The sequence below is a fragment of the Mesonia profundi genome (assembly GCF_031085155.1).
GTDB classification, from domain to species: Bacteria; Bacteroidota; Bacteroidia; order Flavobacteriales; family Flavobacteriaceae; genus Mesonia; species Mesonia profundi.
Genome location: NZ_JAVHUL010000043.1, coordinates 1 through 20,982 on the forward strand (window position 1 = coordinate 1; position 20,982 = coordinate 20,982).

At 33.9% G+C, this 20,982-nt stretch carries 19 protein-coding genes; 8 read left to right on the forward strand and 11 right to left on the reverse strand.

Translation table 11 applies throughout. From position 1 onward, the window contains the following. Window positions 1–47 precede the first annotated feature (47 nt). The 8 genes from pelF (at window position 48) to hpf (ending at window position 10,703) form a co-directional block, all read left to right on the forward strand. Window positions 48–1,484, forward strand: a complete 1,437-nt coding sequence (gene pelF / locus RBU60_RS12605) for a GT4 family glycosyltransferase PelF (protein ID WP_308865426.1) — start codon at window positions 48–50, stop codon at window positions 1,482–1,484. Further along, complete coding sequence (gene pelG, locus RBU60_RS12610; protein ID WP_308865408.1) at window positions 1,481–3,091, forward strand: exopolysaccharide Pel transporter PelG; 1,611 nt, start codon at window positions 1,481–1,483, stop codon at window positions 3,089–3,091. The genes pelF and pelG overlap by 4 nt, the downstream gene beginning before the upstream one ends. Further along, complete coding sequence (locus tag RBU60_RS12615) at window positions 3,078–3,893, forward strand: endo alpha-1,4 polygalactosaminidase (protein ID WP_308865409.1); 816 nt, start codon at window positions 3,078–3,080, stop codon at window positions 3,891–3,893. Before pelG ends, RBU60_RS12615 begins: the two co-directional genes overlap by 14 nt. Before the next feature lie 4 nt (window positions 3,894–3,897). Beyond that, window positions 3,898–5,757 carry a hypothetical protein gene (locus tag RBU60_RS12620; RefSeq protein ID WP_308865410.1) on the forward strand — a complete coding sequence of 620 codons (1,860 nt, stop codon included), beginning with the start codon at window positions 3,898–3,900 and terminating at the stop codon, window positions 5,755–5,757. Window positions 5,758–5,762: 5 nt separating this feature from the next. Continuing rightward, the gene (locus RBU60_RS12625) at window positions 5,763–5,984 is read left to right on the forward strand and encodes a hypothetical protein (RefSeq protein ID WP_308865411.1); all 222 of its coding nucleotides are present in this window, start codon (window positions 5,763–5,765) and stop codon (window positions 5,982–5,984) included. A gap of 47 nt (window positions 5,985–6,031) precedes the next feature. Then, on the forward strand, window positions 6,032–9,754 hold the full coding sequence (locus RBU60_RS12630) for a DUF2194 domain-containing protein (RefSeq protein WP_308865412.1): 3,723 nt from the start codon (window positions 6,032–6,034) through the stop codon (window positions 9,752–9,754). A 133-nt stretch (window positions 9,755–9,887) separates the two neighbouring features. Continuing rightward, window positions 9,888–10,298, forward strand: a complete 411-nt coding sequence (locus RBU60_RS12635) for an arsenate reductase family protein (protein ID WP_308865413.1) — start codon at window positions 9,888–9,890, stop codon at window positions 10,296–10,298. Window positions 10,299–10,397: 99 nt separating this feature from the next. Then, window positions 10,398–10,703 carry a ribosome hibernation-promoting factor, HPF/YfiA family gene (gene hpf, locus RBU60_RS12640; RefSeq protein ID WP_308865414.1) on the forward strand — a complete coding sequence of 102 codons (306 nt, stop codon included), beginning with the start codon at window positions 10,398–10,400 and terminating at the stop codon, window positions 10,701–10,703. 17 nt (window positions 10,704–10,720) lie between these two features. Here hpf and RBU60_RS12645 read toward each other — a convergent pair whose 3' ends face one another. The 11 genes from RBU60_RS12645 to RBU60_RS12695 all read right to left on the reverse strand — a co-directional run bounded on the left by RBU60_RS12645 (window position 10,721) and on the right by RBU60_RS12695 (window position 20,658). After that, window positions 10,721–11,320: a 4'-phosphopantetheinyl transferase family protein gene (locus RBU60_RS12645; protein ID WP_308865415.1), complete on the reverse strand. Its 600-nt coding sequence runs from the start codon at window positions 11,318–11,320 to the stop codon at window positions 10,721–10,723. Window positions 11,321–11,324: 4 nt separating this feature from the next. Further along, window positions 11,325–11,567, reverse strand: coding sequence for an acyl carrier protein (locus RBU60_RS12650; RefSeq protein ID WP_308865416.1), 243 nt, complete (start codon window positions 11,565–11,567; stop codon window positions 11,325–11,327). Window positions 11,568–11,591: 24 nt separating this feature from the next. Next, window positions 11,592–12,866: a beta-ketoacyl-[acyl-carrier-protein] synthase family protein gene (locus RBU60_RS12655; protein WP_308865417.1), complete on the reverse strand. Its 1,275-nt coding sequence runs from the start codon at window positions 12,864–12,866 to the stop codon at window positions 11,592–11,594. After that, entirely contained in the window at window positions 12,863–13,315 is a 453-nt protein-coding gene (locus RBU60_RS12660; RefSeq protein ID WP_308865418.1) for a 3-hydroxyacyl-ACP dehydratase FabZ family protein, read from the reverse strand. Before RBU60_RS12660 ends, RBU60_RS12655 begins: the two co-directional genes overlap by 4 nt. Before the next feature lie 227 nt (window positions 13,316–13,542). Further along, on the reverse strand, window positions 13,543–14,337 hold the full coding sequence (locus tag RBU60_RS12665; RefSeq protein WP_308865419.1) for an enoyl-ACP reductase FabI: 795 nt from the start codon (window positions 14,335–14,337) through the stop codon (window positions 13,543–13,545). After that, the gene (locus RBU60_RS12670) at window positions 14,331–15,383 is read right to left on the reverse strand and encodes a type III polyketide synthase (RefSeq protein ID WP_308865420.1); all 1,053 of its coding nucleotides are present in this window, start codon (window positions 15,381–15,383) and stop codon (window positions 14,331–14,333) included. The genes RBU60_RS12665 and RBU60_RS12670 overlap by 7 nt, the downstream gene beginning before the upstream one ends. Then, entirely contained in the window at window positions 15,384–16,097 is a 714-nt protein-coding gene (locus RBU60_RS12675; RefSeq protein WP_308865421.1) for a methyltransferase domain-containing protein, read from the reverse strand. Further along, window positions 16,094–17,218: an NAD(P)/FAD-dependent oxidoreductase gene (locus tag RBU60_RS12680; RefSeq protein WP_308865422.1), complete on the reverse strand. Its 1,125-nt coding sequence runs from the start codon at window positions 17,216–17,218 to the stop codon at window positions 16,094–16,096. Before RBU60_RS12680 ends, RBU60_RS12675 begins: the two co-directional genes overlap by 4 nt. A gap of 192 nt (window positions 17,219–17,410) precedes the next feature. Beyond that, a complete protein-coding gene (locus RBU60_RS12685) occupies window positions 17,411–18,106 on the reverse strand; it encodes an OmpA family protein (RefSeq protein ID WP_308865423.1) in 696 nt (231 codons plus the stop codon). Between the two features lie 28 nt (window positions 18,107–18,134). After that, window positions 18,135–18,617: a lipocalin family protein gene (locus RBU60_RS12690; protein ID WP_308865424.1), complete on the reverse strand. Its 483-nt coding sequence runs from the start codon at window positions 18,615–18,617 to the stop codon at window positions 18,135–18,137. 118 nt (window positions 18,618–18,735) lie between these two features. Next, window positions 18,736–20,658: an alpha-ketoacid dehydrogenase subunit alpha/beta gene (locus RBU60_RS12695; RefSeq protein WP_308865425.1), complete on the reverse strand. Its 1,923-nt coding sequence runs from the start codon at window positions 20,656–20,658 to the stop codon at window positions 18,736–18,738. Window positions 20,659–20,982: the final 324 nt, after the last annotated feature.

A 20,982-nucleotide genomic window follows, 5' to 3' on the forward strand; every position in this document is an offset into this window, starting at 1 on the left:
TTTTTTTGCCATAATTTAAATCTATAAATATTTATGGACTCTAAAAAATCGTCACATCAAAGGTAGACACTCCACTTTGTAATGAAATTAAAAATGCAGATTATTACTTATATTCTGTGAATGCGGTTTTTGAAAGTAAACCTAAGTATGAGTTAAGTCCCAATGTAAAGGATATTATTCAAGTACCGCTTTGGACACCTGATGAACCTTACGATTACATTAGCTATGGAGACGAATACTATAAAACTGTAGGAAGAAAAGAATGGACTTCTGATGGGGTTGTTAACGACCGTTTTATTCCTTATTTTGAACAATTGTTAGAAGTGATTTATAGCGAAGAGCAGGATATGTTGCTTTTAGATAATCTCTTTTATGAGCTATGGTTATATTTTGAAGATTACGACTTTAAAAAAACCATGCAAAATAAAGCCACCTGGGATACTTATGTAAGGATTTTATCAGCAACTATTGTTGAAGAAAGAAACTCTGACGCCACTTTACTCGATATGAGTATTGGATTGCGATGGATTTATAGGTTCTTAATTCCACTTTCCATTGTAGATGTTCCCAAAGTAGATATATGTCACTTAACGATTAGTGGTTTTGCTATTATTCCTGCTTTAATTTCACATTATAAGCACGGTTCAAAAATTATGGTAACCGAGCACGGAGTCTTTATTCGAGAACGTTTATTAGCTATCAACCAGTCGGGATTCCCTTACTTTTTAAAAAATTTATTGATTAAGTTTTCTGAAACCATAGCCCGTTTAGCTTATTATAAATCAGAAGTAATTGCTTCAGTAAATAAATTTAATCAGAAATGGGAAAAGCTTTATGGAGCTGAAGAATACAAACTAAAAGTCATCTACAATGCTGTAGATAAAGATGTTTTTAAACCCTTAAAATTGCCTCATAAAAAAAATAAGCCGCCTACGGTGATTGCATTGGCTAGAATATTTGATTTAAAGGATATTCTCACCATGATTAAATCTTGTGCAATCGTGGTTAAAGAAATTCCTGAGGTTCAGTTTTTGGTTTATGGTGACAACAAAGCCGTTCCCGAATATACAGAGTCTTGTGAACGTTTAATTGAAGAGTTGAATTTGGATAAGAGCTTTAAATTAATGGGACCTAAAAGAAATCCGCATTTAATTTTCCCTGAAGGAGATATTTCTATATTAACCTCTATTTCTGAAGGATTCCCTTACACGGTTATAGAGTCAATGAGTTGTGGGGTACCTGTTGTCGCTACGGATGTTGGTGGAGTTAGTGAAGCATTAAATGAAGAAACAGGAATTATTTGTAAGCCTAAGAATTATCTGCAAATTGGAGAAGCGGTCATAAAGCTATTAAAAGATGAAAATTTAAGAAGTACTATGGGAGTTAAATGTAGGGAAAGAGTTTTAGAACATTTTACACTAGAGGACTTAGTAAAGGATTATGAGCAGATTTATGATCAATTAGGGACTAAAGAGAACGTATGAGTAACACAACAAAAGCTTTAGAAAATTTGATTCGACAAATAAAAGAATTAAATGGTAAACCTGTTAACAAATTTGCAGTTGCAGCAACTATAGAATCTTTAGGAATTAGGGATATAGACGTTCTTGAAGATTATGGGCACCCCTCTATTCTAGATTTGGCAAATTATATTTATGATTTATTGGACTCTCCTATTTACATAGATCTTAAAAATAAAAAGCAACAAGAAATAGAAAAAAAAGATCAAGAAATTATTAGAATTTCTAGTTATATAACCATAAGGAACAAATTATTTGTTAAAGATTATTCTACAGGACTTATTCATTTGTTCCCGGTGTTTTTTCAAATTTTCACCATAATCATATTTGGATTTTCTCTATGGACCCATGATGGTTTTAATGAACTACAATCTACCGCGGTAGTTTTGGGAGTTATTTTAGGTTTAATTACCACTGGTGGATTTGTACAAGTTATAGGAAAGCAAGTTTCTTTTTATTGGTACAATAATGATTTTCATATGACGAAATATGCCGTTTTGGGAATCATAAAAATTGGTTTAAAAAGTATTTTATTTCTTTTTGTTATCGCCCTAATTTTCAATTTTTTCGTACACTTATATCCCTTTTTATTCTTACTTATCGTATTCGTCTATGCTTTTCTCATTGGCGCTTTATTGTTGTTTATAGCACCATTGTATACGATTAAACAGCGCTGGATGATTACCGTATGTATACTCTCAGGATCAATAACGAGTTTATTATTATATTTTTATACACAACTACACGTTTATTTTATTCATTGGGTAGGGATTATTGTGGTGATTACATGCTCTATCGTATATCTTAATTATTTTTTCAAAAAAACGATAAAAGATAAAGAAGCTTATACAAATGAAAAACCTAAAATTATGTTGGCGGTTTATAGAAATTTTAATTATTTCTTTTACGGTATTTTACTCTATTCTTTTGTTTTCTTAGACAGAATTCTAGCTTGGTCATCTACCTTAAATATGAACTTACCTTACATTGTTTATTATGAAAAAGACTATGAGATTGGAATGGATTTAGCCATTCTGGTTTTCTTTTTACTAGCCGGAGTATTGGAATATAGTATTGTTTCTTTTAACCGATTTATGGAATATTATCAGCGAAAGCTTAGATATCAAGAAGTTGAAAAATTTAATGCTAAATTATTAAAGCTCTACAGAAATCAATTAAAAACCTTTTTTATTAGCAGTATCATCATTGCAGTGTTTCTTTATTTGATTGTAACACAGTCTTGGGGTTATAGCGCAGGGTTTGATGAACCTTTATCTGCTTTAAGTATTAAAGTTTTTATTCTAGGTGGCTTTGGTTATTTATTTCTCACATTAGGTATGTTAAATGTATTATATTTATATACTCTAAATCAGCATCAAAAACCGCTTATAGCACTTATGGTAGCTTTTGTGGTGAATTTATTGATTGGAGCTTTCTTAAGCCGAATTTTCTCTTATGAATACAGTGTCATTGGAATGTTAATTGGTTCTTTTGTTTTTATGATTTTAACCTATAGAACAACAAAAAAATTCCTAGAGAACTTAGACTATTATTATTATGCAGCATATTAAAATTATAATTATTCTCATGATTTTTTGGAGCTTCCCCAAACAAAGTAACGCACAGAATGAAGATCAACAAAAGGTCTTGTTTTGTTATGGTGATTTCTATCCAGAACAAATAAAAGATTATACCTATGTGATTGTTGAGTCCCTACATTTTTCTAAAAAAGATATAGCAATATTAAAGGAAAGTAATACATACGTTTTTGCTTATATCAGTATGGGAGAAGTAAATAAGAATGGAATTTTATTTCCCGAAATAGAACCTCATGTGCTAGATAAAAATGAACTATGGGATAGTTATATTCTCGATATTGAAAATGAAGAAACTAACGCTGCTCTGCAAAAGGAATTTGAGTATAATTTAAAAGAACAAGACTTCGATGGTATGTTTTTAGACAACATAGATAATTATACTATCCACGGACCTACGTCTCATAAAAAAGAAATGCTCTTAGATTTCTTAAAAAATATAAAAGATACTTATCCTAATAAGAAACTGATGCAAAATGCAGGACTTCTTATTACGGAAGATACCTATCCCTATATAGACTTTATTGGAATTGAATCTATTGCTACCAATTATGATTTTGATAAAAAAGAATATAAGCTTAGAACTAAAAATGAGTTTCACGAGAAGGTAAATGAGCTTCAAACCATCACTAAAAAATTTGATATCCCTATTATTTTAATAGAATATGCCATTACTAAGCCTTTACGTCAAAAAGTTATTAAGCGAGTAAAATCAACAGGGTGGCCTTTTTTTATAGGCAATATAGATCTACAAAATATCCCCAAAAAAATAGAATAGTTTCATGTTATATTTAGACTCTATATTTATTGGTGCATCAAGAATCGTTGGTTTTTGCTGTATTATTTTCTTGATCAAGTTCTTGGTTTCTGTAAAAAATCAATCTCAATTTGGTTTTGATTATTTCATCCCCAGATTGGTGACTTTTTTAAGTGCAATTATAATTATAGGCTTCCTACTCACTCAACTAAATGCATATGATTCGTTTATTTCATTGACTATCATTCTAGGGTTTATGTTTTTTTTGTTCTTAAATTTAAAAAAAAATAAAAACAAGCGCAAAACACCCAATAAACATAGGGAGGAATTGAGCAAAACACATATTAATTGGCAAATTGGTCTAGGGCTTTTAATAGCGTTTCTAGGTTTTATATCTCGTTTTTATTTTTATAGATTTGATCGGTATGCCTTGTCAGACATTTGGTATCGAGATCTATCCAATATGAAAGAGCTAGCTTATCAAAAGTGGTTTTTTTTACCAAGCACCATGACCGGCGAGTTTCTATTAATCAACTTTTACGGAACCATTACGGGACTTAGCGATAGTATGGCCTTAGAATCATTTGGTCTTATAGAAGTAGCTACACTTGCTTTAGTCATTTTTTGGGTTACATACAGGAGCTTTAAAAGATTGTTTTTTCCTGCACTTACCACCAGCTTATTTTTTACTTTTTATTACATGTTTTTACCTATCAATATAGACTTAACCACCATGCATAAGTCTGTATTCTTAAGTTTAATTATTGCTTTACCTATTATTTTATTTGTCCACTCCCCCAAAATATTAAATGCCAAAATATCTACCTTTTTTAGATGGATGATCTATCTCTGTACAGCTACTTTTCTTATAGATTCTTTTGTAAGTATATATATATTATTTCCTGTTATATTATTAAGTTTTCTCTTAAAGTATAAAGATGTATATGTTCGTAAATCTTTTTATGCCTACTTAATTTCAGCTGTTTTTATATTTATTATACATTACATAGCAAGCTTGGTTTTAGGGCAAGATTTTTTCAGCTTTATAGCCTCAAATATATTCTCATACAATACGTACACCTATACCCCACAGCTTATTCTTCCTTTAGAGCAGTTACTTTTATATTATTTATACTTATCACTTGGGCTCACATTACTTAGCTTATTCTTTGCTATTAAATCTATTAAAGATTGGAGTTTAATTTTAATCCTAATTACCCAAATAGACTTACTGTTGCTTGCTGCGGTTTTTGAAGTAGACTTTTTAGATTTAGATTTATTAAATCAAGTCTTAAGCGTTTTTATTCCTATATTGATAGGTATTTTTCTTTATTATGTTAATTTGTTATTTAAAGCAATTGTTAAGCTCAAGAAAGAGTTTGTTTTCTTAAAACTAGTCTTAAGCTTTACGCTGATAGGTTTAGTACTTTATTCATTGTACGACACTACTATGGATAAAATTCCTTTTAATAAGGAAATTAAAAATGAACAAATTTTAGCCGCATATGATAAGATTGAAAATAGACTTCTTCCTTTCTCGTTTGGAGTAGTTAATCATGGAGAAAATCAAGTGATAAGTACAGGAAATCATTTCTTTCTTACTTATGAATATTTTAATACAGAATATATAAAACAAGATCAAGATTATTTTAAACATAAGGATGATCCTATCTACTTGCATAAAAACCCTGCAGTAGTTCTGCCAAATAGTATTTTTGTATTCAGTTACAAAAACGAAGAGAATTCTGCACAATTAGAAAACACCTTAGCGATTTTAAAACAAAGAGGTCGAAAAATTCATACCTTCTATAGTAATAGTTTACTAAATGTTTATGAAATTATAAACGAACCTGAAAAAACACATGTAAAGGATTTACTCTTTTAAAGTCTATGAAGCAATTATATCCTTTTTACCAGCTTATTTTTTTAACGTGTATTTTGTTGACGAGTTGTCAACCTGACAATACCGATCAAGAGATTCTGATTCATGAAGAGTCCACTAATGCTCCTTTAGTAGCTTTTATTCAGCATTCATCTTCCAAAGAAAATATGGTTTCAGGTAATCATTTTTCTAAAACATTAACATACGCTAAATACCTCACCAATTTCTAAGCACTAAAACGTATAATTCATCAAAAAAAATACCCAGTAACCTAAAGGTGCTCGTTTTCTTTGAAACCTATTTTTTTAATAAAACAGCCATCAAGAAAACCTTAAATTTTGTTGAAACCGGAGGTACTGTCGTATTTGCAACCTTAGATGAATCTAGACTTTTAAAATATTTGGGGGGAATAAAATCAGGAGTTGATATTGGTTACAACACTACGGCTTTGGGCTATCATTTTAACAATAATTTCCTTCCTAATTTAAAAGGTAAAAAAACCAATAACAAACAAGTTCACGGAGGTTTTTCTAGAGAGAGCTTTAAAGACGATATTTCTATTCTAGCTACCGCATATAATGATGATTATTACCCTGTAATTATTGAAAATAAAGTGAACAACGGAAATGTGATTCTATTTAATAAATATGGGGAACTCGAAAAACTTGATCGAGGCCTATTGTTTGCCGCTATTTTAAGCGGACTTGAGAACATAGCTTATCCCATAGCTAATGTGGCTACAATCTCCTTAGATGACTTTCCAGCCCCCCTCTACCCCATTTTAAGTGAACCCATAGAGTCTGAATTAGATATTACTCAAAAAGAGTATTATAAAAATGTGTGGTGGCCAGATATGCTCGCTTTAGCAGATAAATACCATATTGATTATTCTGCTTATGTGTGTTTTGATTATAGAAATAAGACGGAGCCTCCCTTTTTATTTACAGAATGGGAACTCTCCTATTCTGAAAAAAAAGGAATTAAAAAATATTCTTCAGATTTGTTGATGAAATCTCTTAAAGAAAGTAGACATGAGCTCGGGCTTCATGGATATAATCATCAATCTTTACTTAAATCAGATTGGCCTAACCAAAAATATATGGAATTGGGACTACATGCAGCTAGAAAACGATGGATAGGAAGTAGGTATGGTAAATTACCTGTTAGTTACGTTCCTCCTTCAAATGACATTGACAGTATTGGCTTTAAAGCTTTAGAGAATTCATTTCGTTCTATAAAATACAATTGTAGTCTTTATTTAGGTGATTTTGAAGACGGCAGCGATAGAGAGTTTGCTGTAGAACCTTACAATGCTCATTTTTATAATTTCCCAAGAATTTCTAGCGGATATTTGATGGATGGAGATGAACAGTTTAATGCTCAATCCTTATTGCTATATACAGGAATTTGGACTCACTTTATTCATCCCGATGATGTTTATCAAATTAAAAGTAAAAATGGAATCGCAGCTGCGGGAGATTATGCATATAGAAATAAAGAGAATTATGGATGGAGGCTTTCTAAAGATGGTTCCATAGGATTGCTTCCCAGGTTCGAGAATTATCTAAAAGAAATACAAGATGTTTTTCCTATGTTAGATTTTGTAACTGTAGAACGAGGAGTTAAAAACACCCAAGATTGGCAAAAACAAACTTATTATAGAGAACTGGGTAATGATTATTATTCGGTAACCAATACTAAATCATTAGATAGAAAGCAACATTGGTTCAATTACATAAAAAGAAATCACGCTGCTAAAACAGAATTCTTTTTGAGTAAAAAGAACATTCCATTTTCTAAAACTCCATTTTTAAAAGGATTTCTTTTTCAAATTGAAACCTCTACGGGCAAACTAAAGCTTCCGTCAAGCTCCTTACAAAACTCTAGCATAAGACCCATAGACCTCTATCAAGAGTACACCGACTTTAAGACAGAGAGTTCTGAAAATGGAGAAGTAATCTATAAATCCTTAACGGAAAAATATATTGCTGAAGGAAAAGTGCTTCAGGCTATTGAGCACCTTCAAAAAAACTTTAAGATCAAAAGAGCTAGCACGAAAGAATTATTAGAGTTAAACACCTATTTAGGCTGGGAAAGTAAAAATAAGGAAATCTGGGAAACGCTTAATTTACAATTAGCGAACTTTGGAGCTACGCAAGAAGTGGTTGCTGCCAGCATTACTATTAGTGAAGCAGAAGGATTCCTAGATGTACAAACGACTAAAAAGTGGCTTCCGCTTCAGTTAGAAAAATACCCTAATGATAGTTTACTCCAGTTAGCGTATTTGACAAATATTGGGACTTACTTTCAAGAGAAATCCATTCCTGTTTCACGCATTACTTCATTATTAGAAGGTAATGCTAGTCAGCAAAAAGCTAAAAATCTTCTAGAGACCTTAGCTTATAATTACCCAAAAGTATTTTTAAAGCTTGTGGAAGCAATTCCGTCTTGTGCGAAAAACTACTCCTTTCTAGGCGAAAATATTACTTGGTTCTACGCAAATAAAAATCAATTTAAAAAGGCCATAGCTTGGTCGGATTGTAGTTCTGTTTCTCAAGAAAACATAGAATATTGGCGTATGCAAACAGGAGAATATGCATTTTTAAAAGAAAGAAATTACCCTAAATACATAGAATACTTACTTTACAACAAGCCAAAACAAGCCCTACGCGAGCTAATGAACGCAAATGCTTGTAAGCAAGACTTATCAAGTTCTCTTCAACAAGATATCGCTTACGCTTACGGAAGTACGGGCACATTTAGAAAAGCTATTTTATGGGCGAACTGTGTAGAGGATTTTAATACTATCGATAAGCTTATTTGGTACCAAAAGCTAGAGAATTATGATAAAATGGAGATTATAGTTGTTTCTATTCCAGATGATCATCCAGACAAAATCAAAGCTACTGCACTACTTGTGGAGGATTATTTAGCTAAAGGCGATTTGTTAAATGCTTGGAAATGGGTAGATCAATTACCAGATTCGGCCACTAAATTAAAATACCAAGATATTTTAAACAAAGAAGTTGTTTATGCGACCACACAAAATCAAAAAATATTACTAAAAAATTATGCTTCTTTATTCTATTTAGAAACTGCCAAGAGTATTAAGACTGAGATTATAAAAAATGAAAACAGTTTTATAGAGACTTCTTCTGCTTTGGTGACAGACAAGCTTGATGCGACTTCTTTTGGAAATAAAATTACTTATGGATTTAGAGATCAAAACTTAAATACACATAAAATAGGTCTTACTCAATTTAATGCTTATGAATTGGGGACAAGTAATGCAGAAGATTTTAATCATTATTTATACGGAGCAGAATACACGTTTCTTAAAAAAGAAAGAGAGTATAAAATTAACTATAATGGAAACTTTGGATTACAATTAGACCAAGAGCAACAAGTATTTGTACACGCGTTAGTACAAGCGAACTTTGCAAAAGACAGTTTATTTAGTTCGGCTCAATTAAGGCTTCGTCCTGCTATTACAGGTCCCGCCTACAGTCTAGATGTTTACCAAACTCAATTAAATATTTATGAAGAACTCAGCTTAAAGAAAAGTTTTACGGTTATTGCTAATTTAGAAACCAATTATTATAGCGATGCTGTTCTTGATGCTACACTTACGGGAAAATTTAGTAAAAGTTTTTTATGGCTAAAAGATCATAGTTTTACATCATATACAGAGATCTCAGGGACTTTGGGGGATAAAGATAGGGAAAGCGGTTATCCCTACTGGAGTACCAAAGAACGAATCTATGGAGGTTTAGGTTTAGACTATTCCTTAAAAAATAAAGCAACGGGTATCGAATTAAATTTAGATGTCTCTGCATTTCTAGATAGTTATTCAGAAAGTTTTCAACGGTTTATAGGGAATCTTAAACTACCGGTTTCCTCAAGGTTTTATATTAACGCTAATGCCGAATTCTATACGCTAGAAAATTTTAACTCCAATAACTTTAATTTGAGCTTAAAATATTACTTGGAAAAAGACTAAGTAAGTAGTCTAGTGATTTCGGTTCAAAAGAATAGAGGAAATTGACACTTCTATGAATCTTAATTCTTAATAGTATTATAAATGATTAGGAAAAAAAAGAGATTTCAACGTTATTGTAGTTAAAATACAAATTATGAATATGAGTGTACTAGCCAAAAGTGAAAGACAACTTCTTATTATATTTCATCCAGACAGTGAATTAGGAAAACAATGTAGAGCGCAAGCCGAAGCTATGGATGCAAAAGCCTTAGCTATCAATTTAAAGGAAACCAAAATAACAGGTACCGAATGGGCTGAAATTGCTAAAATGTTAGGAAAAAGCGTTTTTGATTTAATTCAGCAAGATCATCCTGCATTTAAAGAACTGTATGGTGATGACAAAGTAAGCTTAGAAGATCACGATGCGATGAAGGTGTTAGAAAACAACCCCGAAACCTTGGTTTTCCCTATTGCTATTCGAGGAGAAAAAGCGCTTCAGGCAAATAAAACAGCCGATCTTTCCAAACTATTTAAACTCGACGCAGGAGAAGTTGACAAAAAATAATCTACCTTATATAATTATCTAAGTTTTCTAAAAGTCTTATTAAAAAAGTAGGAAAAATCGCTTTATCAGCGTATCTTAGAGGTAACAAAAAACTTAACTATGGATATTAATTTTAATTATGTGCACGTAAAAGCGAGTACACGCTTAGAAGAGGTTATAACAGAAAAAATCAATAAGCTAAAAACCAGATTTGATTTTTTAATTAGTGCCGATGTTTACTTTAAAACTGAAAAATCTTCTTCTACAGATGAAGGAAGAGTTTGCGAGATTAAATTGAGCTTACCGGGACCTTTAGTTTTTGCTTCGGCAAATGAAGAGAATTTTGACATGGCGATTGCCAAATGTGTAAATGATGTAAAGAGTCAGCTTCAAAAAAGAAAAGAAAAAATGAGTACTCATATCTAGTGAGTTCATATTAGAGCCTAAAAGCCGTTTATCTTAAGATAAGCGGTTTTTTTATTTAATAGGACAAAAGCCGATTTATCGCCGTGATGAGAAATAGAAAACGGGATGTCTAATAGATTTTCCAATTGATATAGCTGCGGAATTTGATTTTCATTCTTGATTATGTGAAGCTCCTTCAATAAAATTTGTTCTTTTTCTGAAATGCTTTTCAACAATTCCTCTTTTAAACTCTTATTAGCTACTTTTTGATGAAATATTTGTAGATTTTTCTCTGAAGCAGCTGAAGTAAAAATACAGTTATCGGCATAAGTTGAAGAGGTGTAAAATGAAGAAGCTCCTAGATTTACCTTCCCTATAATTTTTTCTGCTGAAACTTCTTGAAGCGAGCACTCCAATTGCCAGGGATTAAATCTAGGTGAGAAATTTTCTATACGTTGATGAGCTTTATAAGCCGACTCTTTCATGCTCCAAAACAACCAAACTAAGAAATCTGGATCTTTAGCGGAATTGATTTCTGTCTGTTCTTGTTTGGTGAATATTTTTTCAATAAACCTGGGACGTTGCCAATTGCTTTGCTTTTTAGCAAGACTAAGATCTACCACATCGTTTCCAATCATCTACTTACTTTTTCTTTACAATTTCTATAGCATCGCCTACACTTCGCATACCTTCCATAGAATCATTATCTATTTCGATATCAAATTCATCTTCCACATCCAAAATCACATCTACCAAATTCGCAGAATTGATTTCTAAATCTTTGATAAACTCTGTTTCTTTTGAAAACTCCTTGAAGCCTTCTTCTCGCTGTACATAAGGTTTTACTATTTTTTTAATCGTTTCTATGAGTTCTTTTTCTGTCATTTTTAGTTTTTTGTTTATTCTGGATTATTCACTAAACCTTTTTAAAATTACCACTGCATTTACATCTCCAAAACCAAAACTAGCTTTGGCCAAAATATTCAGTTCTGCGGGGGTGGTTTTTCTTACCACTTTTTCTTCGGAAATCAATTCCTTAATTTCAGGATGAATTTCTTCGCAATTCACATTCCCAAAAATAAATTGCTCTTTTAACTGAAGTACGCTCGCCACCAATTCAATACTTCCAGAGGCACTTAAACAATGCCCCGTCATTCCTTTTAAAGAATTGATATAGGGAAAATCCTTTCCTTGTCGTTGCAAAGCTTCCGTCCAGTTTTCAATCTCCACTGCATCTCTGGTCGTCGCTGTTAAATGTCCGTTTACAGTATCTATTTCTTTAGAATAAATTTTTGCTTCTTCTATCGCACTTTTAATGCAACGTTGAACGGCTTCATTATTTGCGGCAGTCATACTTCCTTCCAAGCGTTGTCCGCCGCTATTGATAGCACCTCCCAATACTTCCGCATAAATTTTTGCTCCTCTAGCCTTGGCGGTTTCGTAGTCCTCTAATAATAAAGCTCCTGCGCCACTTCCAGGCACAAAACCTGTAGCGTTAGCGCTCATAGGTCGAGAGGCATTTTCGGGATTGTCATTAAATTTGCTCGGTAAAATGCGCATTGCATCAAAGCCGCCCCAAACATAAGGACCGTGATCGCCGCAGCTTCCCACCAACATACGTTTTGCTTTTCCTTGCTGAATACGTTCTGCACCCAAAATTAAAGCCTCAGTTCCTGTAGAACAGGCCGAAGAATTGGTGGTCACTTGATTTCCACAACCTAAAATTCCACCTAAATAGGCGCTAATTCCACTGGCCATGGTTTGAATCACACTCGTACTTCCCAAGCGCCGGGTTTTACCTTCATCGATTAAATGAATGGCTTCCCTAAACTTATCTACGCCTAAAATACCAGTTCCAAAAATAATTCCGCTTTCATAATCTGGGGCAGCATCTTCAGAAATGGGTAATCCTGCATCTTTCCAAGCATCCACTCCCGCAATCACTCCATATTTTATTCCGCTCGCTTTTAAACCACGCAACTGTAACTTCGTGAAATATTCACTTAAAAGCTCTTCAGAAATTTCAGGCTTCCCTCCTATCTGACAACTAAATTTTAAATCGGCCAATTCTTGAAAAAACCGAATGCCGCTTTTCCCTTCTTTAATGGCTCGACTAAAATTGGTAACTCCAACTGCATTTGGCGCAACCACGCCCATTCCAGTAATTACAACGCGTTTCTTCATAACTTTAGATTCATCATTCCTGCGATTTCGCCTTTACAAATCAACTTCTCCTCTTCATTGTACATTTTTACTTCACATTTAAGTTTATTGAACCTAAAGTACATTTTTTTAGCACGAACATACACTCTTTCCCCCGGAAATACTGGTATATAAAAATCCATAGCGGTAGAAGTTAAGGCGATTTGGACCTTCTCTTCTACTGCATTCTGTTCCTCATCTGCTCCTAGAAAAATACCTAAACAAACCACTCCGATTTGTGCGGCACATTCGGTTAAGATAACTCCGGGCGTCACTGGCGAATCTTTAAAATGTCCTTTATAAAAATAAGAATCCTTAGGAAAGTGATAATTTCCTGTAATCTCTTCTTCGTTGACCGATTCTATTTCATCAACAAAAAGAAAAGGCTTTGTGTAAGGAAGCTGGGCAATGATTTCTTCAGGATTTATCATGGAGTTATTGATTTTAAACTTAGTTCTATCTTGAATATTGTTAGTAAAAGTTCTCCTACTTTTAAAGGAGAGGTGTCAAACTTTAACTGAAAGGGTGTTAGCAACCCTTCCGTCAAGCAAAGCTTGACACCTTCCCTTTTTAAGGGAAGGAACTTTTTGATATTATAAATTATAAACTATTTCCATTTTAAAAATCTCACAGTGCTTTTGAGATAAAGTCTCTTGTTTTAAGATAAATGTTCCCCACCATCCACAGGAATAACCGTTCCTGTTATCCATTTTGCTTCGTCTTTACTTAATAAGTAAACCACGTTGGCTACATCTTGAGGCGTAGTTAAACGCTGGTTTGGATTGCGCTTTAAAGCATGTCCTTTTAATTGATCGCTTCCAGGAATTTGCTGAAAAGAAAACGTATCGGTCATTCCCGCTTGGATGCAATTTGCCTTAATTCCATAAGGTGCAAACTCTAATGCTATATTTCTGGTAATCGCTTCCAAGGTAACTTTAGCTGCAGAAACTGCCGCATAATTTTTCCAAGCTTTCGTATTCCCTTCACTGGTAAATGCGATCACACGGGCATCTTCATGAAAAAGCTGTGCTTCAAAAGTAGCTTTTACCCAATCATATAAACTAAGAGCCATCGCCTGAATCGTGATTTGAAAATCTAGGGAAGACAAGGTGTTTCCCTCGCCATGCATCGGTTTTAAATTTCCTTTAGCAATACTGTGCAGTAAGACTTTTATTTTTCCTTTTTCTGAAAGTAAACTTTTAATTTCTGATAAATTTTCTTGTATTTTTTCTGAATTGGTCGCATCTACATTAAAGCTTTTAAGCTGAATTCCTTCTTTTTTAAGGCTTTCAAACTCTTCATGAATTTTAGGTAAATTCACTTTACGATCCCGATGAAGAATAATCAAATTCATCCCATGTTTTGCTAGTTTTTCGGCACTTGCTAAGCCTAAACCGCTACTTCCGCCAAGGATTAGCGCCCAGCTATTTGTATGTTCAAATTCTCTTACCATTCCAATAAAATGCGTTGTGCAGAAAACCCTGGACCAAAACTTAACATTAAGCCTTGTTCTCCTTTGCTCATTTCTTTTTCCATAAAGCGTTGCAAGACATACAAGACGGTTGCGCTACTCATATTTCCGTAAAGTCTTAAAACTTCTTTGGTATCATCTATATTTTTATCCATTTCACTGAACAATTCTTCTACGGTTTGTACAATTTTTTTCCCGCCAGGATGAAAAATAAGGTGATTTAATCTTTCAATGGAACTTCCGTGTTCTTTTAAAAACGGATGAATTATTTTCGGGAAATGCGATGCAATGGTTTCTGGTACTGCAGGATCTAGAATCATTCTTAACCCTTCATTGGTTAAATCAAACCCCATCATATTAGGCGTGTCATAAAAATGATACATTCCCTCTCCTATAATTTTAGGCCCTTTTGCATTTTCTTCCGAAGAAAGTAACACGCAAGCAGCGCCGTCCCCAAAGATAGCGGCACTCACCATATTGGCCATACTAAAATCATTCAGCTGAAAGGTTGCCGTAGGACTTTCTACCGCAATCACGGCAGCACGTTTCCCCGGATGCGCTTTTAAGAAATTTTGAGCATAAATAATTCCAGAAATTCCTGCGGCGCAACCCATTTCGGTAACGGGAAGCCTAACGATGTCTTGTTTTAAATTCAGTTCATTAATCAAATAAGTGTCGAGCGACGGAATCATAATCCCCGTACAACTTACTGTGATGATAAAGTCTAGTGATTCTGGTTTCCAAGCAGCTTTTTTCAAACTTTTCTGTAAAACAGCGCTTCCTAGTTTTTTTACCTCCCGAACGTAAATATTATTTTTATCCTCAAAAGAAGTGGCGACAAAAACCTCTTCAGGATTCATAATTGAATAGCGTTTATCCACTTGGGCGCCTTCAAATATCTTAGCAATTTTTCGCTGAAAACGTTTTTCTTGTCCCGAAAGCCAAGTCTCCACCAGTGGTAAGATATCTTTAGTCTCCTTACAATAAGAAGGTAATTGTTTTTCTACGCAAGTAATATGTACGCTCATTTAGTTTTGAATTATCCATTGGTAACGGAATGCCCACTTCCAATTAATCGAATGCTTTTGGGCTGGTAATTGTTTTGAAAAAGCTATCAATTCTTCTTTTTTAAATCCTCTTAAAATTGAAATTAAACCATCCTTTCTTGCGATTTCATTGTTAATAAAAACCGCGCAAAAAACTTGAAACAAGCGGTAAGCTACTTTGCTGCGCTGCAAATCATTCACGATTATTCCTACATGAGCTTGCTGGGTAAAAACCTTCAAAATGCTATTGATTTCTGGGTTTTTGAAATGATGAAGTGTTAAGGTACATAAAATAATATCAAACTTCTTTTGTTTAAAAGCTTCACTAAACATATTTAAAGCTAAAAATTGGATTTCAGGAAAATCTATCGCCAATTTTTCTGCGATTTCTATTCCGTGGGTATTGGCATCTACTCCTATCAATTTCAGTTTATACTTATGTTTTCTTGCCCAAACGGCAATTTCACGAAGCATGGCTCCGTTGCCACAGCCAATATCGGCGATACTAATTTCTTTATCTTGAGGTTGGTTTTTTAAGAGCTTTGCTAAACCTTGAATTGTAATTTGATTTCCTCCCAACCACGCATTGATATGCTCTAAATCCCGAAGCGTTTTTTTCAAATGCTTTCCCTTTAAATCAAAATCATCCATGATTTCGACTTCTTTAGAACGTTCTTGCGTATGTAATTTCTTCATAGAATAGACTGTCCGTGGGTTTTAGCTATTATTTTTGGAAGTATTTCCGGGAAATAATGAACAAGCTTCTGGGAAGCGGAAGCCAAATTCGGACTTAATAAAACCCGTTGTAATCTTCTGCCCATCAGGTTTCTACCTTTAAAGTGAAGGTTCCAGTTTTTTTTATATTCTCTTTCTATGAGTTGTCGATTCAACTCGTTTTCTTCTACGGAAGAAATAATCGCTTCAGAAGCTAATTTAGCACTGTGAATAGCCATTGCCATTCCGTTGCCACAAAGCGGATGAATAAGTCCAGCAGCATCTCCTAACATCAACATATGATTTTCTATTTGAGGTTTAGGCTGAAAAGAAATTTGAGCAATGCTTAAGTCTTTCTTAAATAATGGCTTACTTTTTTTAAAAAACTGATCTAAACACGGATTCTTTCTCAGTACATTTTCTTTAAAATCTTCAGAATTTTTATGGGCTTTAAAACTTTGATAGGTACTCAAATAACACACATTTATCGCTCCAGTTTCGGTGGATGAAAGGCCACAATAGCCTCCTTTGAAGTTATGCAAAGCCACGAGATCTTTAGGGAAATTTTCATTTTGATAATGCGCTTTTACGGCAAGCCAAGAAGATTTTTGCTGAATAAAATCACGATTTAATTCTTTATCGAGAACAGATCGCTTCCCGAAAGCTCCTAAAATTACATCTGCTTCATGTTTAACTCCTGATTGAGTTTCTACCTGAAAGCTTTTATCAATAAATTTAGTAGAAGAAACTTGTTCTTGAATAACTTCTACTCCATTTTGAATCACTTTCTGAACTAAAAACTCATCCAAAGCAAACCGACTTATTCCCAACCCACCTAAAGGAAGTTTTGCAGTCGTTTTTTCTCCGCTTTGTGTAGAAAATAAAAGCTGATGAATCTTCTTAGGCTTCAAGTCTTCAAGGTCTACTCCTAAGCTCTCCATATAAGGAATTATTTCAGCAGAAATATATTCTCCACACACCTTATGTTTTGGATAGCCATCCTTTTCAAAAAGGACAACTTTAAAGTTTTCTCTAGACAAATGTATGGCAGAAGTTAATCCTGCTAGTCCGCCGCCAATAATAATGATTCTAGGTTTCTTCACGTTTTAAAGGTATAAAAAAAACCAGCTCTGAGACGGATGAGTTATATCTTTTAAGAAAGATTTTGATATTGGTTAATAAGTCTTCCTTAAATCTGATAATCTCAATGGATTACATCCACAAAAAAGCCTAGTGAAAATCACTAGGCTTTTTTAGGAAATAAAATAGCTACCTTAAAAAAGGCATTCTATTTTTTAGTTATTCGTGTTTTGCTGCGCTTCGTCTTTTAATTCTTCGCTTGCAATAATCGCTAACTCAACTCTTCTATTTTTTGCTCTTCCTTCAACCGTACTGTTGTCGTATTTTGCTTGAGTTTGTCCATACCATTTTGTAGTAAATCTTCCAGAAGAAAGACCGCTAGCAGTTAAATAGTTGGTCACAGATCTTGCTCTTTTCTCTGAAAGGGTATAGTTATAATCTGCGTTTCCTGTACTATCTGTATGTCCTTCTACCAATACATTAGTATCTGGATATTCTTTAAAAATTCCGATAAGGGTATTTAAAGTTTCTTGAGACTTGGCATTAACATCTGATTTGTTTGTAGCAAAATAAACACCACTATTCTCATCAAAAGTTACGCTAATCCCTTCACCTACTCTAGTTACTTCTGCACCCGGAATTTCATTTTCAATTTGTTGTGCTTGCTTATCCATTCTATTACCAATGTAAGCACCAGCGGCACCACCAACAACTCCACCAATAATAGCACCTAAAGCTGTATTATTACCGTCTCCTACGTTGTTACCAATTACTCCACCAATAACAGCACCTCCAGCAGCTCCACCTGCAGCTCCTTTTTGTGAATTGTTTGAATTTTTGATGGCTTCACACCCTGTCATTAAAAATGCAACGGCGATGATTAAAGCTAGGGGTCTATTTAAATATTTCATATTTATCTTACTTTATTATTTATGTTTATTAATAACTTTTTACAAAATCCATTCTAATTAAAAAAGGCTTTCCTTCATAAGAAACGGTTTGTTCCCATGTCATATTGTTTTCTGAAAGGCTCGCTAGTTTTAATCTATAACCCGTATCTACTTTTCTTGCATTTTCACCTTCTTGAACTACTTTAAGGCTAAATGTATAAAGTCCTGTAGATTCGTCAATTTCTTGAACAGACCATACAAAACCTCTTGTAGCGTCGTCACATCCAGCACCATTTAACATGTAGTTTCCTTTATTGTTGTTAGAAACAAAGTTCCAACTCGAATTGGTAAAACATTTACTTGGCGCATCTTGAAACAAAGTAACATCTACAAACCCAGTACTATTAGGGTAAGATATTTTTGTTAACGTCCAATCTCCTTTAAAGGTACGCTCTGCTTCTCTTTCAATTTTAGTAGTACCGCAGGAAACTGCAACGATAGCTACTAAAAGCAATAAAATTGTCTTTTTCATAATTAATTTTTGGTTGTTAATACGTCCAAAAGTAATTACGAAAAATAATATAAAATTTAGAATTAAGAAATATTAACTAAAATTTGTTAAAGAACCGCTAAAAAATATTCTATTTCCCTTAATATGCCACTATCTTTTCAAGCTCCGTTGCAAATTCCGCTTTAGCGAGGTATTGATCTTCTAAGTTTTTTGAAAAAGGAATTGGAGTTTCCTTACTCGCTACTCTTTTAATAGGAGCATCTAAAAACTCAAAGCATTCTTCTGAAATCATCGCGGAAATATCTGAAGCAATTCCTCCAAATAAACTATCCTCTTGTAAGATAATTACCTTTCCTGTTTTCTTTACAGAATTAAAAATGGCTTCCTTATCTAAAGGTTGCAAGCTTCGCAAATCTAACAAGTCGGCTTTAATATTTGAATTTTCATTCAATACTTCCATCGCCCAATGAACTCCGGCGCCATAAGTAATCACACTCACGTCATCCCCTTTCTTAATATGAGCTGCTTTTCCAAAAGGTAGCGTATAATAATCCGTAGGAACTTCTTGACGAATACTCCTATATAAGGCTTTATGCTCAAAAAACAAAACAGGATTTGGATCCTCTATTGCGTTAGCCATTAAGCCTTTAGCGTCATAAGGAAAGGCAGGATAAATCACTTTTAAACCAGGGGTTTTGGTAAACCAAGCTTCATTGGTTTGACTGTGAAAAGGACCTGCTTGAACTCCTGCTCCACAAGGCATTCTCAACACCACATCGGCGTTTTGATTCCAGCGGTAATGTACTTTTGCTAAGTAATTTACAATAGGATTAAACCCAGAAGATACAAAATCACTAAACTGAAGCTCTACCACAGATTTGACCCCGTTAATAGACAATCCCATTGCAGTACTGATAATTCCAGATTCGCAGATAGGCGTATTTTTAATGCGTTCTTTTCCAAATTCTTCTAGAAAACCTTCTGTGATTTTAAAAACACCTCCATAGTCTGCCACATCTTGCCCCATTAAAATAAGGTTTTCGTTGCGTTGCATTCCTTGGCGCAAGCCTTGAGAAATGGCATCTATAAATCGTATTTCCTCTTTTTGAGTCGTTTCAGGTAAAGTTTCTTTGTATTCAAATTCTTGATACACATCTTTTAACTCATCCTCTAAGCTCGAAGAAGTCGCTTCCTCTTCATCGGCCATTTTTAGATGTTCGCTGATTTCGGCTTTAATAAGCTCTTCTTGATGCGCAATTTTCTCTTCGGTTAGAATCCCTTCCGATAAGAGGTGTTTTTTTAAATTTTCGATAGGATCTTTTTTCTCCCAAAAATCTAGCAGTTCTTCTGGAACATATTTAGTGCCACTAGCTTCTTCATGACCGCGCATTCTAAAAGTTTTGAATTCTATTAACACAGGACGCGGATTCTCTCTCATGCTCTCGGCAATCTCGCTCACTTTGCTGTACACTTCAATAATATTGTTTCCATCAATAATATGAGACTCCATTCCGTAGCCTTTACCTCTATCGGCTATATTTTCACAATTATATTGCTCTCTTGTGGGTGTCGACAAGCCGTAACCGTTATTCTCTACACAAAATAATACCGGTAAATCCCATACAGAAGCAATATTTAAAGCTTCATGAAAATCTCCTTCACTGGTCCCGCCTTCCCCTGTAAAAACTGCGGTAATCTTCTTTTCTTTACGGAATTGATGCGCCAATGCGATACCATCTGCAACTCCTAATTGCGGACCTAAATGCGAGATCATTCCTATAATCTTATATTCTTGCGTCCCAAAGTGGAAACTACGATCTCGTCCTTTGGTAAACCCAGATTTTTTTCCTTGCCATTGTGAAAACAATCGAAACAAAGGAACTTCTTTGGTGGTAAAAACTCCAAGGTTTCTGTGCATAGGAAGTACGTATTCATCACTTTGCAAGCAACTGGTCACTCCTACAGAGATAGCCTCTTGTCCTATTCCACTAAACCATTTAGAAATACGTCCTTGACGAAGAAGGATGAGCATCTTCTCTTCAATAAGTCTCGGTTTGAGCATTTTAAAGAAAAGTTGGCTAAGTTGTTGGGAGTCTATAGTAGTTGACTTAAAATTAGTTTCGGGAAGCATAGTTTAATAATTACTTTTTATGATAACCCAAATTTAAAAAGATTTACTTAGCTAGTGAGGTTTATTCTATTATAATTTCTGTTTCTATACATTGCTCTATAAATTCTAATTTTTTTCCATAGAGAAATTCCGTAAAGGGTATTTTTAGGCTGTTAACTTTTATCTAAAACTAAAAGAATTGGAGTGTCTACCTTTGATGTGACGATTTTTTAGAGTCCATAAATATTTATAGATTTAAATTATGGCAAAAAAACA

Bases quoted from the DNA above. Each gene is read 5' to 3' on its own strand.
- pelG (WP_308865408.1), top strand. From the start codon at position 1,481: ATGAGTAACACAACAAAAGCTTTAGAAAATTTGATTCGACAAATAAAA.
- RBU60_RS12615 (WP_308865409.1), top strand. From the start codon at position 3,078: ATGCAGCATATTAAAATTATAATTATTCTCATGATTTTTTGGAGCTTC.
- RBU60_RS12620 (WP_308865410.1), top strand. From the start codon at position 3,898: ATGTTATATTTAGACTCTATATTTATTGGTGCATCAAGAATCGTTGGT.
- RBU60_RS12625 (WP_308865411.1), top strand. From the start codon at position 5,763: ATGAAGCAATTATATCCTTTTTACCAGCTTATTTTTTTAACGTGTATT.
- RBU60_RS12635 (WP_308865413.1), top strand. From the start codon at position 9,888: ATGAATATGAGTGTACTAGCCAAAAGTGAAAGACAACTTCTTATTATA.
- hpf (WP_308865414.1), top strand. From the start codon at position 10,398: ATGGATATTAATTTTAATTATGTGCACGTAAAAGCGAGTACACGCTTA.
- RBU60_RS12645 (WP_308865415.1), bottom strand. From the start codon at position 11,320: ATGATTGGAAACGATGTGGTAGATCTTAGTCTTGCTAAAAAGCAAAGC.
- RBU60_RS12650 (WP_308865416.1), bottom strand. From the start codon at position 11,567: ATGACAGAAAAAGAACTCATAGAAACGATTAAAAAAATAGTAAAACCT.
- RBU60_RS12655 (WP_308865417.1), bottom strand. From the start codon at position 12,866: ATGAAGAAACGCGTTGTAATTACTGGAATGGGCGTGGTTGCGCCAAAT.
- RBU60_RS12660 (WP_308865418.1), bottom strand. From the start codon at position 13,315: ATGATAAATCCTGAAGAAATCATTGCCCAGCTTCCTTACACAAAGCCT.
- RBU60_RS12665 (WP_308865419.1), bottom strand. From the start codon at position 14,337: ATGGTAAGAGAATTTGAACATACAAATAGCTGGGCGCTAATCCTTGGC.
- RBU60_RS12670 (WP_308865420.1), bottom strand. From the start codon at position 15,383: ATGAGCGTACATATTACTTGCGTAGAAAAACAATTACCTTCTTATTGT.
- RBU60_RS12675 (WP_308865421.1), bottom strand. From the start codon at position 16,097: ATGAAGAAATTACATACGCAAGAACGTTCTAAAGAAGTCGAAATCATG.
- RBU60_RS12685 (WP_308865423.1), bottom strand. From the start codon at position 18,106: ATGAAATATTTAAATAGACCCCTAGCTTTAATCATCGCCGTTGCATTT.
- RBU60_RS12690 (WP_308865424.1), bottom strand. From the start codon at position 18,617: ATGAAAAAGACAATTTTATTGCTTTTAGTAGCTATCGTTGCAGTTTCC.
- RBU60_RS12695 (WP_308865425.1), bottom strand. From the start codon at position 20,658: ATGCTCAAACCGAGACTTATTGAAGAGAAGATGCTCATCCTTCTTCGT.